The organism is Streptomyces sp. NBC_01314, from assembly GCF_041435215.1.
GTDB lineage: Bacteria > Actinomycetota > Actinomycetes > Streptomycetales > Streptomycetaceae > Streptomyces.
Genome location: NZ_CP108394.1, coordinates 9,566,028 through 9,579,477, shown reverse-complemented (window position 1 = coordinate 9,579,477; position 13,450 = coordinate 9,566,028). Strand labels below are relative to the sequence as shown.

The 13,450-nt window shown below is 72.4% G+C and carries 10 protein-coding genes; 6 read left to right on the top strand and 4 right to left on the bottom strand.

Translation table 11 applies throughout. The features are described 5' to 3' along the window. Position 1: 1 nt before the first annotated feature. The 4 genes from OG622_RS42200 to OG622_RS42185 all read right to left on the bottom strand — a co-directional run bounded on the left by OG622_RS42200 (position 2) and on the right by OG622_RS42185 (position 5,645). Positions 2-286: an acyl carrier protein gene (locus OG622_RS42200; RefSeq protein ID WP_371582081.1), complete on the bottom strand. Its 285-nt coding sequence runs from the start codon at positions 284-286 to the stop codon at positions 2-4. Positions 287-466: 180 nt separating this feature from the next. Continuing rightward, positions 467-2,176, bottom strand: a complete 1,710-nt coding sequence (locus OG622_RS42195; protein ID WP_371582080.1) for an acyl-CoA dehydrogenase — start codon at positions 2,174-2,176, stop codon at positions 467-469. Continuing rightward, on the bottom strand, positions 2,173-3,894 hold the full coding sequence (locus OG622_RS42190) for an acyl-CoA dehydrogenase (RefSeq protein WP_371582079.1): 1,722 nt from the start codon (positions 3,892-3,894) through the stop codon (positions 2,173-2,175). Before OG622_RS42190 ends, OG622_RS42195 begins: the two co-directional genes overlap by 4 nt. After that, positions 3,891-5,645, bottom strand: a complete 1,755-nt coding sequence (locus OG622_RS42185; protein ID WP_371582077.1) for a fatty acyl-AMP ligase — start codon at positions 5,643-5,645, stop codon at positions 3,891-3,893. Before OG622_RS42185 ends, OG622_RS42190 begins: the two co-directional genes overlap by 4 nt. Positions 5,646-5,785: 140 nt before the next feature. Here OG622_RS42185 and OG622_RS42180 point away from each other — a divergent pair, with 140 nt between their 5' ends. From OG622_RS42180 to OG622_RS42155, 6 genes are all read left to right on the top strand, one after another. Beyond that, positions 5,786-6,745 carry an ATP-binding cassette domain-containing protein gene (locus OG622_RS42180; RefSeq protein ID WP_371582076.1) on the top strand — a complete coding sequence of 320 codons (960 nt, stop codon included), beginning with the start codon at positions 5,786-5,788 and terminating at the stop codon, positions 6,743-6,745. Continuing rightward, positions 6,745-7,641 carry an ABC transporter permease gene (locus OG622_RS42175; protein WP_371582075.1) on the top strand — a complete coding sequence of 299 codons (897 nt, stop codon included), beginning with the start codon at positions 6,745-6,747 and terminating at the stop codon, positions 7,639-7,641. Before OG622_RS42180 ends, OG622_RS42175 begins: the two co-directional genes overlap by 1 nt. 140 nt (positions 7,642-7,781) lie before the next feature. Beyond that, a complete protein-coding gene (locus OG622_RS42170) occupies positions 7,782-8,870 on the top strand; it encodes an LLM class F420-dependent oxidoreductase (protein WP_371582074.1) in 1,089 nt (362 codons plus the stop codon). A gap of 97 nt (positions 8,871-8,967) precedes the next feature. After that, entirely contained in the window at positions 8,968-9,681 is a 714-nt protein-coding gene (locus OG622_RS42165; protein WP_371582073.1) for a thioesterase II family protein, read from the top strand. A 63-nt stretch (positions 9,682-9,744) separates the two neighbouring features. Next, positions 9,745-10,569, top strand: a complete 825-nt coding sequence (locus tag OG622_RS42160; protein WP_371582072.1) for an SDR family oxidoreductase — start codon at positions 9,745-9,747, stop codon at positions 10,567-10,569. Between the two features lie 69 nt (positions 10,570-10,638). Next, entirely contained in the window at positions 10,639-13,281 is a 2,643-nt protein-coding gene (locus tag OG622_RS42155; RefSeq protein WP_371582070.1) for a non-ribosomal peptide synthetase, read from the top strand. Positions 13,282-13,450: the final 169 nt, after the last annotated feature.

Genomic DNA, 13,450 nt, shown 5'->3' with positions numbered 1-13,450 from the left:
GTCAGGCCTGCTTCTCGCTCGTCCGTGCCGCCTCCGGCTGCCCGCCGACCAGCTCGGACAGGACCGCGCCCAGCGCGTCGACCGTGGGGTGGTCCCAGGTCAGCGCGTCGTCGACGGTCACCTCGAACTCGTCCTCGATGTCGGCGGTGATGGCCAGCGCCGTCAGCGAGTCCAGGCCGTAGTCGGCCAGCGGTACGGACGTGTCGATGTCCTCGGGCGAACGGCGCAGGTAGGTCGCCACGCGCTCCGTCAGCCAGGTGTGCACGTCTCGGTTGCCAGCGGTCATGAGGGGGGTTCTCTTTCTTGAGCGGGGGAAGAAAAGGAGGCCGGAGCGCGGGGCCGCGGGGTCGGGGGCGCGGCGGACGTACGTCGGACGGGCTCCGCTCGTCACGGGCGAGCGGTGGTCCGACGCCATACGGCTTTCGGATGGTGGGCGGCGGCCCTCAGGCGGCCGACGGCCCGGTTCTCACACGGCGAGCGGTCTCCCGGTCAGGCCGAAGGAGCGACCGGTGTCCCGGCGGTCCAGGAGTTCGGCGAAGAGCGTGTCCTCGACCTGGGCGGGCAGCGGGCCCGGCCGGTGCCGGCCCGGCGCCGAGCGGCACAGGGCCGCCCGCAGCCAGGCGGGGTCGGCCAGGAAGCTCTCCGGCCGGGCGTGCCGCCATACCCGCACACAGGCGGTGCGGGACAGGAGGCGCACGTACCGGGTGACCAGGTCGTAGTGTTCGGGGCGGGCGTCGATGCCGAGTTCCACCGGCGACAACCGCCCGCACACGGCCGCCAGTTCGGCCAGTTCGGCGTGGTCGTCGCGGAGCACCGCCCGTACGTCGTCGTGCTCGGGTGCCCAGGACGCGTCGACGAGGGCGTGGAGGGACCCCATGACAGGGTCGCGGCCCGCGGCGTGCAGGGCCAGCCGGTCGTACCGCAGGGGCGGCAGCGATTCCGCGAGCGCGAACACGTCGGCCGGCGCCTCGGTGCCGGGGCGGGCCCAGGTGCGGCGGGCCAGCAGGGGCAACTGGGGCAGCAGGCTCGTCTGGCAGGCGGCGCGCGCGATGTGCCCGAAACCGACGGGGGCGAGGTCGCGCAGCAGCTTCTGGAACAGCGCGGTCGGCCCTTCGCGCAGGTAGAAGTGGGCGCCGAGGAGCTCCGCGAGCCGGTCCATGGCCTCCAGCAGCAGCCGGGACACCTCGAACTTGACCGCGGAGGCGTACACGCTCGCCGCGCCGGGCACCAGGTGCAGCGCACGGGCGCCGACCGCGCCCAGCGCCTCGGCACGCAGCAGGTCGGCGAAGACGCCGGCCAGCACCGAGCGGACGTGCGGGAGGGCGGTGGCGGGGCCGCCGTACAGCCGACGCCGTGTCAGGTGGTCCACGGTGACGCGCAGTCCGGTGTCGAGGATCCCGGTGGCCATCGCGGGCAGGACCGTGCGGGTGATCTGGAGTGCCTTCAGCGCGGTCTCCAGGCCGGAGCCGACCGGCCCGAGGACCGCTGAGGCGGGCACGGGCAGTTCGTCGAAGCGCAGGCCGCCGAGCTGTACTCCCCGCATGCCGACGGTACGGAAGCGCGGCAGGTCGGTCAGGCGTGCGGGGTCGGTGCTCGCGCGGTCGACGAGGACCAGGGAGTGGCTGCGCGGACCGGGCCGGGGATCGGTGCGGGCGAGGACGACCATGGCGTCGGCGCGCCCGATGTTGGTGACGACCTCCTTGCGGCCGCTCAGGCGCAGGCCGTCGGGTGCGGCGGTGGCGGCGAACTCCGTGCCCGCCATGTCGTTGCCGTGGGCCAGTTCGTGGAAGGCGATGGCGATGCGCCGGCCGTCCAGGAGCAGACGGGCGGCGTGCTCGGTCTGCCGTGCGTCGCCGGCGGTCCACAGCGTGACTCCGGCGATGAGCGAGCCGGCGCCGTAGCCGAGGCCGAGCGCGGGGTCGCGGCGGTAGAGCGCGCGCATGACCTCGGCGAGGTGGTCGGCCCGCTCCAGACGGCCGCCCAGCCCGGGTGGTACGAACTCGGCGTTCAGCCCGTAGGAGTGCAGCAGCGACTCTCCGGCGACGAGCATCTCCGCGCGCTCGTCCGCGGCGAGAACGGCGGCGGTGCCGGTGGGGTTGGCCGGGTCGGAGAGGCTGCCGAGCAGCTGCTCCAGTTCGTCGGCGCGCTTGGGTGCGAGGCCGGTCACGGTGCTCATACCGCGCCTCCCCACAAGGTGAATTCCTGTGCGGGCGTGCCGAGTACGACGTCGGCCAGGGCGCCGAACACGTCGCTGTCGTCCTCGCCGAGGAGGGAGGTGCCGAGCAGGGAGGTCAGGCAGGCCCGCAGCCACAGGCCGTCCGTGCCGAGCCGTCCCGTGCGCAGCGGAGGGTTCTCCAGCCACAGCAGCAGGCAGGCGGCAGCGGCGTAGGCGCGTTCGTAGCGCTCGGCGAGGTCGAAGGCGGTGCTGGGCAGTCCACCCGCCGACGGCACGAAGTCCGCCGACTCCGCTTCCAGCCGGGCGAGTTCGGCGAGCAGCCGGGCGATGAGCGGGCCCGCCTCCGGTGGCCCCTGCTCCTCCATGCGCGCCGCCGTGTCCGGCAGCGTCTGCACGGCGCTGCATCCCGTGACGGACAGCAGCGTCAGCCGGTCGCGGTCGAACGGGGGCAGGGGAGCGGTGAGGTCGGCGGCGGCCCGCAGGCCTTCGACGTCGGCCCGGCGGCGGCCCAGCTGACGGGCCAGACGCGGCATCTGGTGGAGAACTGCGGCGCGGTTGACGACCGTGCTGCCGTCGAAGATCGCGCAGATGCGGTGGTCGCGTTCCAGTTTGGCGAAGCCGCCGCCGGGCGGCGAGGTGAGAAAGCCGCGTACGCCCAGGAGTTCGCCGAGCGAGCCGAGCGTCTCCTGGGTCAGCGTCGGGACGTACGCCTTGGTGATCGCCGAGATCGCGCTCAGTTCCCCGGGCAGGGTGTGCACCGAGCGGGCGGAGAGCGCGCTCACCGCCTCCGCGGTCAGTGCGGCGGCGGCCGCCCGGCCGAGGATGCGCCGTACGTGCGGGACGTCGGCGAGGCGGCGGCCGTACAGCTCGCGTCCGGTGACGAAGTCGCGGGCCAGCCGCAGGGCGTGGTCGGCGGCGCCGAGGGAGAGCGCCGTGCAGGCGATGCGGGTGAGCTGGAGCGTCTTGAGGACCACGGCGATTCCGTCGCCCTCTTCGCCGACGAGGGCGTCGGCGGGCACCGGGGCGCCGTCGAGGGCGAAGCCGCTGATGTCGGCGCCGCGGATGCCGTGCGTACGGATTTTCGGCAGGTTCCGCCAGGCGCCCTCGGGCAGCCGGTGCTTGTCCACGAGGAAGAGGCTGAAGCCGCGTCCGCCGCCCGCCGGGTCGGTGCGGGCCAGGACGCAGGCGAGGGTGGAGCGGGTGGCGTTGTTGATGAGCCACTTCTCGCCGGTCAGCCGCCAGCCGCCGGCTTCTGTGCCTGCCTCTGCCTCTGCCTCTGGGCCCGCGCCCGCCGCTGTTTCTGCGCCCGCGCCCGGCTCGGCCACCGCCGCGAACTCGCTCGCGAGCAGGTCGGCGCCGTGGTCACGCTCGGTCAGCCCCCAGCAGACGGCCTCGCCCCCGCGTACCCGCTCGGCGAGCCGGGCGGCCTGATCCGGGGTGCCGGCCACCCACACCGGGGCCGACCCCAGGAATGTCTTGCCGTGCGCGATGGCCACGGTCAGATCACGGCGGGCGACCGCGCGCAGCAGCCGTACCGTCTCGCTGAAGTCGCCGTCCGGGGACAGGACGTAGTGGGCGGGCATCCCCGCGTCGTCGAGAAGGCGGACCGCGCCGTCGGGGAACTCCTCACGGTCGTCGAGCTCGGCGAGCACGTCGGGCGAGAAGGCGTCGCTCTCGTGGGCGGCGAGCAGGGTCTCCAGACCGGCCGTGGTGGTCATCGTGCGGTCACCCGCCGGTGTTCGGCCAGGGCCGCGGTGAGCAACCGGTCCTCGCCGAGGTGCAGGGTGTCCAGTTCTCCGGCGAGGTAGAGGGCGCGCATCGCCGAGCGCTGCACCTTGCCGCTCGTGGTCCGCCGGACGCCGCCGGGCCGTACCAGGGCGACCGCCGCGACCGGCACACCGAACTCCCGCGCGATGGTCTGCTTCATGTCGACGCCGATCAGGCTCAGCCGTTCGGCGCCCCAGTGGGCACGGATCTCGTGCACGGCGACGATCGCGGGAGCGGTGTCCACGCCGTCGTCGTCCCCGACCATGAAGACGGCCCCGTGCAGACCCTCCAACTCCTCGTGCTGGGAACGCAGTTCGTACTCGATGTCGGCGGGGTGCAGATTGCGTCCGTGCAGGACGAGGACGTCCTTGCGGCGGCCGGTGATGTAGACGTCACCATCGAGCAGGCCGCCGAGATCGCCCGTGCGCAGGAACGGACCGTGTCCGTCGCCGGTGTACGCCCGGAACGTGGTGTCGGTGGCGCCCTCGTTCTCCCAGTAACCCGCGGTGACGCAGGGGCCGCTGAGCCAGATCTCGCCGACGCGGCCGTCGGGCAGTGCGTCCCCGGTGTCGGGATCGACGATCAGCACGTCGGAACCGGTCGGTGCCCCGCATCCGACGAGCACGCGGGACGGTTCCGTGCCGCCGACCGGCCGCAGCACACGGTTCTCCAGCGCCGAGGCGTCGACGGTGGTGCGCAGGGGCGGCCGCCCGATCGTGCCGGACGCCATCAGGGTCGCCTCCGCCAGGCCGTACACGGGGATGAGCGCGTCGGCCCGCAGTCCTGCGGCGGCAAACCTCTCGGTGAAAGCGGCGACCACGTCGGCTCGGACCGGTTCCGAGCCGTCGGCGGCCTTGACGCGGGACAGATCGAGCGTGGCGAGCTGCTCGTCGGTGACCCGCCGGACGCACAACTCGTAGCCGAAGTCGGGCGCGGCGGTGAATCCGACGTCGCAGGCGTCCAGCATCCGCAGCCAGTGGTACGGGCGGCGCAGGAAGGACATGGGGTCCATCTGGACGTATCCGCCGCCGGACAGGAGGCCGGGCAGCATCAGGCCGATCAGCCCCATGTCGTGGTACAGGGGGATCCAGCCGCCGTACGTGGTGTCGCTGTCGTTCCCGAACGCGGCCACCATCCGCTCAACGTTGGCGGCCAGGTTTCCGTGGGTGACGATGACGCCTTTGGGATCGCCGGTCGATCCCGACGTGTACTGGAGCAGCGCCGGCGTTTCGGGCGCCACCCGGGGAGCGGCCCAGGCATCCGGGTCGCCTTCACCGGTGTCGGTCGGGTGGCAGACCACCCCGACGACACCCTCCTCGGCCACCCACTTCTCCACGTCCGGCAGATCGCTCCGCTGGGTCAGGATGACGCTCACCCCCGCGTCGCGAGCGATGGCGGCGAGCCTGCGGCGCTCGTGCCGGTAGCGGCCCGGCAGCGGGGCGGGCACGGCGATGACGCCGGCGTAGACACAGGCCGAGAAGGCGGTGGTGAATTCGATTCCCGGGGAGTGGAGGAGCAGCGCTCGGTCCCCTGCGGAGAATCGCTCCTGGAGCCAGGAGGCAATGCGCCTGGAATGCAGATCCAGTTCCGCGCGGTCGCGCACCGTACATCTGATTTCACCGAATTCCGAGACGAAAGTCACGGCAGGCTGCTGCGGTTTACGCGCTGCCTGTTTCCTCAGCGTCGTGAATAATTCTCGCACGACAGGAACCGTACGTGATCATGGTTCTCGGTCCGGTAGTAAAAGGCTCAAGCAAGCTTCAAGTAACACCATCGAACGCACAAAGAACCTTTAGGATTCCGTGATCGACCGAGGGCGCCGCCCTGGCGTACAACGGATCTGTGCATACCCCCACGACGTCGGCCATCGTCCTACATGGCCTGCACAAGAACTTTCAGGAGAACCCCGCGTTAAGCGGCGTCGACCTGGAGGTGAACGCAGGTGAGGTCATGGGCCTCCTGGGCCCGAATGGAGCCGGTAAAACCACTCTGGTAAAGATTCTGACGACGCTCCTCAAGCCGGACTCCGGCCGCGCTTTCGTGAACGGCTGGGACGTGGCGGCTGAACCGGAAAAGGTACGCTCCACAATCGGAATGGCCGGTCAGTACTCGACGGTCGACAGCCTGCTGACCGGCTTCGAGAATCTTTATCTGATCGCTAAACTGCGTGGCCTGGGCCGCTCTGCGGCCCGCCGCGTCGCCGACGACCTGTTGTCCCGGTTCCGGCTCACCGACGTCGCGGGGCGCCCTGCCGGCACCTACTCGGGCGGTATGCGCCGACGGCTGGATCTGGCCGCCGCCCTCGTCAGCTCCCCTCCCCTGGTCCTCCTGGACGAGCCCACCACCGGCCTCGACCCCGAGAGCAGGTTCGACACCTGGGAGGCGGTCGGTGAACTGGTCGCCGGCGGCACCACGATCCTGCTGACGACCCAGTACCTGGAGGAGGCGGACCGTCTCGCCGACCGGATCACCGTGATCGACCGGGGCAGGGTGGTGGCGGAGGGCACCAGCGACGAACTGAAGGCAGCCGCGGGAAACCGGCTCGTCGTGTGTGTCGCCGAGGACCACCAGCTCGACGCGGCGGCGCGTGCCGCCGCGCGGGCCACCGGCGTGACACCGACGGTGGACCGCACCGCCCGGCGCGTGGAGGCCGCCGCCGCCGACGGCCGCGCCGCGCTGGGCCGCGCTCTCACCGCGCTGGAGGACGAGGAGGTCGACGTACTGGAGATCGGGCTCAGCCGCTGCACGCTCGACGACGTGTTCCTCGGCCTGACCGGCCGCGCCCGGCGAGAGGCCGCGTGATGACCGCGCCCACCGACGTCCGGAGGACCGGTTCCCCGCACCGGGGCGCGCCTGCCACCGGCCTCCCCTCGCCCGCGGTCCCGACCCGCGCCCGGCGCAATCCCGTACTCCGTGTCGTCGCGGAGAGCACGGACCTCGCCCTGCGCAACCTGCTGCACCTGCGGCGCACTCCGGGACTGCTCATCTCGTGCCTGGTCGAGCCGGTCGTGTACGCCATGCTCATCGGGTACATCTTCGGCAACAGCCTGGGCGGCACGGCCTACCGCTCGTACATGTTCGCCGGGCTGATCGCCCAGACCGTGGCCTTCACCACCACCTTCACCACGGTCGGGCTCTCCCGGGACCTGGATCAGGGCATGGTCGACCGCTTCCGTACGCTGCCGATCTCCCGCGTGGCGCTGCTGCTCGGCCGGACGACCTCCGACCTCACGACCTGCGTGGCCAGCCTCGCCGTCACCACCACCTGCGGTCTGCTGATGGGCTGGCGCACACACACCGGCCCCGTCCAGGTGGCCGCCGGCATCCTGCTGGTGCTGCTGTTCTCCTTCGCGATGTCGTGGATCGGCGTCTTCGTCGCCCTCGTCTCGCCGAACTCCCAGGTGGCCGGGAGCCTCGGGGTGATCTGGCTGTTCCCGGCGACGTTCATCTCCTCCGGATTCGTCTCCGGGGCGACCCTCCCGGGCCCGCTGTCCACCGTGGCCGCCTGGAACCCCATCACCTCGCTCGCGAACGCCCTGCGGCGGCTCTTCGGCAACCCGCCGCCACCGGGCTTTCCCGTACAGCACGGCTGGCCGGCCCACCACCCCGAGCTGTACACCGTGGGCTGCTCGGTCCTGCTCATCGCCGTCTTCACCACCCTCTCGACATGGCGTTACCGCACCCGCACGAGCCGCTGACCGCGGCCACGACCGGGCCCGGTGCCACGACCGGGCCGGGCTCAGACCGTCCCGCGCCGGCCCGGCCCGGCCCGGCCCTCGCGCCCTCGCGCCCTCGCGCCCTCGCGCCCTCGCGCCCTCGCGCCCTCACAGGAGTACCCATGACCGTCCCCACCCTGCGTCTCGGCCTCAACCTCGGCTACTGGGTCGGCGGCAACGACGCGTCCAACCTCTCGCTCGCCTCCCTGGCCGAGGATCTCTGCTACTCGGCGGTGTGGGTCTCGGAGGCCTACGGATCCGACGCCGTCACCGTGCTGTCCTGGATCGCCGCCCGCACCTCCCGCATCGACGTCGGCAGCGCGGTCCTGCAGATCCCCGCCCGCTCGCCCGCGATGACGGCGATGACCGCCGCCACCCTCGACACCCTGTCCGGCGGACGGCTCAGGCTCGGCCTCGGCGTGTCCGGTCCCCAGGTCTCGGAGGGCTGGCACGGTGTCAGATTCGGCTCGCCGCTGGGCCGTACCCGCGAATACGTCGACCTGGTACGCCGCGCCCTTCGCCGGGAACCCCTGGAGTACGAGGGCAGCCACTTCACGCTTCCGCTGCCGGGCGGCCCCGGCAAGGCGCTCACCCTGACCATCCGGCCGCCACGCGAACGGATCCCCGTCTACCTCGCCGCCCTGGGACCGAGGAACCTGGAACTGGCCGGAGAGATCGCCGACGGCTGGCTTCCGGTGTTCTTCTCCCCCGCCCACGCCCCCAAGCAGCTCGAACCCCTGCGGGCCGGCCTCACCAAGTCCGGGCGCACCCTCGACGGGTTCGACATCGCCCCCTGCGTGCCCCTGGTGACCGGCGCCGACTGGCGGGCCTGTGCCCGGCGGGTACGGGGGTACGCCGCGCTGTACCTCGGTGGCATGGGCGGCCGGGAGGACAACCACTACACCCGGCTGGCCGAGCGCATGGGCTTCGGCCCCCAGGCCCGCACCGTCCAGGACAGGTTCCTGGCCGGTGACTACCCGGGCGCCATGGCCGCCGTACCGCTCGACTTCCTCGACGCCACCTCGCTGCTCGGGCCGCGGGAGCGGATCGCCGAGCGGATGACGGCGTTCGCCGAGGCCGGCGCCACCACGCTCAACCTCATGCCGGTCGGCCCCGGGCTGCCCGGCCCGGACCGCGCCGCCGACGCGCTGCGCACCGCCGCCGAGGCCGCGGAACTCGCGGGCGTGCTCGCCTCCGGTCCCACCCCGTAAACCCCGCCCACGAGGCGCACACGGCCGGCAAGGCGTGCCCGCCCGCGAAACCCCCGCCCCCAGGGCGCACACGAGTCACAAGGAGACACCCGCACTCATGACCACCTCTGACACGACCAAGCTGATCTGCCTCCCGTACGCCGGAGCCGGCGCCTCGTTCTACCGCCCCTGGACGGCCCTCGCCGGGGACGCGCTGGAGGTCGTGGCTCTGCAACTGCCCGGCCGGGAACGGCTGATCGACGAGGAGCCGTACCGTGACGTGCACACGGCGGCGGACGGACTCCTGGTCCAGCTGCGGGAACGGCTCGGCGACGGCGACGACCACCGAGTCGTCCTGTTCGGGCACAGCCTCGGCGCCGTGCTCGCCTACGAACTCGCCCACCGGCTGGTCGGCGAACCCGACATCGAGCTCGTCCACCTGTTCGTCAGCGGATCTCCGGAACCCTCCCTCGGACGCGAACAGCACGCCACCGGCCTCTCCGACGAGGACTTCCTCTCCCGCGTCGGCGAGTTCGCGGGCTATCACCATCCCGCGCTCGACGACCCGGAGATGCGCGCCATGGTCCTTCCCACCCTGCGCGCGGACGTCGAGATGCACGAGGCCTACACGCCCAGCACCGACCTTCCGCTGGAGGCGCCGCTCACCGTCATCCGGGGCGAGGACGACGACTTGGTCGACTACGACGACGCCGAGGCCTGGAGCAAGGTGGCCGGCGAGGACTTCGAGCATGTCAAGGTCCCCGGCGGCCACATGTACCTGGCCGACTCCTCCCCCTCGCTGGTCCGCCTGATCGTCTCGTCGGTGCTGTAGCCCCGGGCCTCCCCTCCTCAGAACGACTCTCACGACTCTCACGACTGTCCCAAGGAGCATCCGATGCGTTTGCACGGCAAGTCGGTCCTCATCACCGGCGCCGCCCGCGGACTCGGCCGTGCCACCGCGGTCGCCTGCGCCGCCGAGGGCGCCGACCTCACGCTGCTGGACATCTGCGCCGACCTGCCCGGGGTGCCCTACCCGCTGGGCACCCCGGGCCAGTTGGAGCACACCGCCGCACTGTGCCGGGAGGCGGGCGCCGCCGTCCTCACCGCCGAGACCGACATCCGCGACCTGCTCGCCGTACGGGAGGCGGTGACCCGGGCCGAGGACCGGTTCGGCCGGATCGACGTCGCCGTCAACAGCGCGGGCATCGCGGCGCCCTCCGGCAAGCCGGTGCACGAGATCGACGAGGACGAGTGGTCCCTGATGATCGACGTGGATCTCTCCGGGGCCTGGCGGGTGATGCGCGAGGTCGGCAAGGCGATGAGCGCCCGGCGCGCCGGCAGCATCGTCAACGTCGCCTCCACCGCCGGGCTCGTCGGCTACCGGCACTTCGCCGGATACGTCGCCGCCAAGCACGCCGTCGTCGGCCTCACCAAGGCCGCCGCCCTCGACTACGCGCCGACCAAGGTCCGTGTGAACGCCGTCTGCCCGGGATCGGTGCGCGACGACGCGGGGGCCGAGGGCCGGATGCTCGCCGAGATCGCCCGCGCGCTGGAGGTACCCGTCGACGAGCACGAGAAGACCTTCGCCGAGGCCCAGCCCATGAACGCCCTGATCGAACCCGAGGACGTCGCCGCCGCGATCGTCTTCCTCGCCTCCGACGAATCCCGGCAGATCACCGGCACGGTCCTCACCGTGGACGGCGGCTTCAGCATCCGCTGAGCGGTGCGCACACCGTACCGGCCCCCTCCGGACAACCTGAACAACCCTGAACAACAAGGAGTACCCCTCGTGTCAGGCCCTCACCTCCCCGCGGCACGCTGCCATGCGGTACGCGTGCGCTTGGACCGTTCCCCGGACTCCGCGGCCCCTGCGGGGCTGTGGACGGAGGACGTACCCGTACCGGCGGCGGACGCGCTCGCCGAGCGGCGCCGCGCCGTCGAACTCGCCCGCCCCACCTCCGGACCGCGCAGGGTCCTGCTGCGCTACGCCGACGGCCTGTGCGACCTGATCGTGGTGGCCCCGCGCGACCAGTGGGACCGTACGGCCCTCGCACGTCTGACGACCGGCGAGTCCACCCGATCCGTCGAATCCGGCGCGGCGAACACCCGACGACCCGTCCCCGAGGGGCCCGCGCTCGCTGCCGCCCCCGCATGGGGACTCGGCCACGACGGCCCTACCGTCCCGCACCTCCTCTCCCTGCACGAAGGGGGCGACGAGGCGAGCTGGCTCGCGGCCCTCGCCGTCACCCTGCGCCGCTACGACCCCGAGGCCGAGCCGGTCATCGGCACGGACCACGGCTCCTTCACCGTGCGGGAGGCCCCCACGCTCGGTGAGCTGAAGCCCACCGGCGCGGACGGACCCGCGCTCGTCGGCCTGCTCTTCGACGAGGCGGAGCTGCCCGGCGCGTACGTGCCCTGCCTGGCACCGCCGTTCCCCCTCACCCTCTCGGTCTTCCGGGACTCCGGTGGTCCACGGCTGCGCTGCGACCATCTGGGCAGCCACTTCTCCCCGGAGATCGCCGCGCAGTTCGTACGACACCTCGCCCACGTGCACGGGCAGGTCCTGCGCTCCCCGCAGACGCCGGTCGACGACGTCGAGCTCCTCGACGAGGCCGAACGCGCCCGCACCGCGGCGCTCGGCCGGCCGACCCGCACCCTGGTGACCACTGAGGTGAGCATCCCCGAGGCGGTCGCCCGCGCGGCGGCGGCGACACCCGACGCCATCGCCGTGACCGACGGGGCGGCGGGCCTGACCTATCGCGAACTCGAGGAGCGGGCCGACCTGTTGGCCCGTGGCATGCGGGCCCATGGAGTCGTCGGCGGCGACCGTGTGGGCGTGTGCCTGGAGCGCTCCGCCGAACTCGTCGTCGCACTGCTCGCCGTGCTGAAGGCCGGCGCGACCTACGTCCCCGTCGACCCCACCTACCCGAAGGACCGGATCGCCCACACGGCGCAGGACGCCGAGCTGGGCGTGGTGGTCACCCGGCTGCCGGAGTTCCCGGCGGTGCCGGGCTGTATGGCACTGACCCCGGACGAGCTGCTGGACGCCGCGACGACGACCGGGACGGACGACACGCTCCTCCCGTTCCCCTCCCCCGACACCCCCGCCTACGTCATCTACACATCCGGTTCCACCGGCCGCCCCAAGGGTGTCGTCGTACCGCACAGCAACGTGATCGCCCTGATCGACGCGACCCGCGACGAGTACGGATTCTGCGCCTCGGACGTGTGGACCTGGTTCCACTCCAGCGCCTTCGACCTGTCGGTGTGGGAGATCTGGGGCTGCCTCGTGACGGGCGGGCGGCTGGTCCTGGTGCCGTACTTCGTCTCCCGCGAACCCGACCACTTCCGCGACCTGCTCGTCGCCGAGAAGGTCACCGTGCTCAGCCAGACCCCGTCGGCCTTCGCCCAGCTCCTGGGCGTCGACCACGGCGACGTGTCCGTCCGGCTCGTCGTCTTCGGCGGTGAGCCGCTCGACGCGCGCATGCTGCTGCCCTGGTTCGACCGGCACCCCGAGTCGGCCTGCCGCATGGTGAACATGTTCGGCATCACGGAAACCACCGTCCACGTCACCGAGCAGACCCTCACCCGGAAACTGGCCCTGGCCGCCACCCGCTCCGTCGGGCCCGCCCTGCCCGGCTGGCACCTGTACGTGACGGATCCGGCCGGACGCCTGCTGCCGCCCGGAGTGACCGGCGAGATCTGCGTCGGCGGCGCCGGAGTCGCGCTCGGCTACCTGGGCCGTCCGGACCTGACCGCGCGGCGGTTCGTACCGGACCCGTTCACCGGCGGCACCATGTACCGCAGCGGCGATCTGGGACGCCTGCGCCCGGACGGCTGTCTCGAACACCTCGGGCGCATGGACAACCAGGTGAAGATCCGTGGCTTCCGCATCGAGCTGGACGAGATCCGCTCGGTCCTGCTGGAGGACCCGGACGTGCTGACGGCGGCCGTCGTCGTGCGCCGCGTCGATCCGGCCGACGCCGCCACGGCCAGGATCGACGCGTACGTGGTCCTGTCGGCCGGGGGCGGCCCGGGCGCCGTCCGCAAGCGGGCCGCGGGCATCCTGCCCGATCACATGCTCCCCACCACGGTCACCTCCTTGGACGCGCTCCCGCTGACGGCCAACGGCAAGCTCGACGCGGCGCGGCTCCCCGCACCCGCGGCGCCTCGCTCGCCGGTCCGGGACACCGTGCCCGTCACGGGCGACGCCGACCTCACCGAGCGGCTGCGGGAGATCTGGAGCGAGGTGCTGGGTGTGCCGGTCAGCCTGGACGACGACTTCTTCGAACTGGGCGGCAACTCCCTGTTCGCCCTCCGCATAGGCGCCGCCCTGCGAGCGCAGGGCCTGCCGTTGCTGCGACTGAGGGAGCTGTACCGCCGCCCGACCATCCGGGAAACCGTCAGCGGCCTCGCGACCCCGGGCAGCTGACGCCCGCGCCGCCCGACACGGAGGCGGTGGTGCGCCCACCGCCTCCGACCGGGCCGAGCGGATGATCGCTCACGGTCGACGTCACCGGCCCACCGAGACGGCGACCGTGCGAGTGGGTCTGCGCCGGTCACCTCGGCAAAGGCGAACCATCGGCGCAGGTCATGACCGG

Coding starts and splice junctions, on each gene's coding strand:
- OG622_RS42190 (WP_371582079.1), bottom strand. CDS start 3,894: ATGACCACCACGGCCGGTCTGGAGACCCTGCTCGCCGCCCACGAGAGC.
- OG622_RS42200 (WP_371582081.1), bottom strand. CDS start 286: ATGACCGCTGGCAACCGAGACGTGCACACCTGGCTGACGGAGCGCGTG.
- OG622_RS42170 (WP_371582074.1), top strand. CDS start 7,782: ATGACCGTCCCCACCCTGCGTCTCGGCCTCAACCTCGGCTACTGGGTC.
- OG622_RS42175 (WP_371582075.1), top strand. CDS start 6,745: ATGACCGCGCCCACCGACGTCCGGAGGACCGGTTCCCCGCACCGGGGC.
- OG622_RS42195 (WP_371582080.1), bottom strand. CDS start 2,176: ATGAGCACCGTGACCGGCCTCGCACCCAAGCGCGCCGACGAACTGGAG.
- OG622_RS42160 (WP_371582072.1), top strand. CDS start 9,745: ATGCGTTTGCACGGCAAGTCGGTCCTCATCACCGGCGCCGCCCGCGGA.
- OG622_RS42165 (WP_371582073.1), top strand. CDS start 8,968: ATGACCACCTCTGACACGACCAAGCTGATCTGCCTCCCGTACGCCGGA.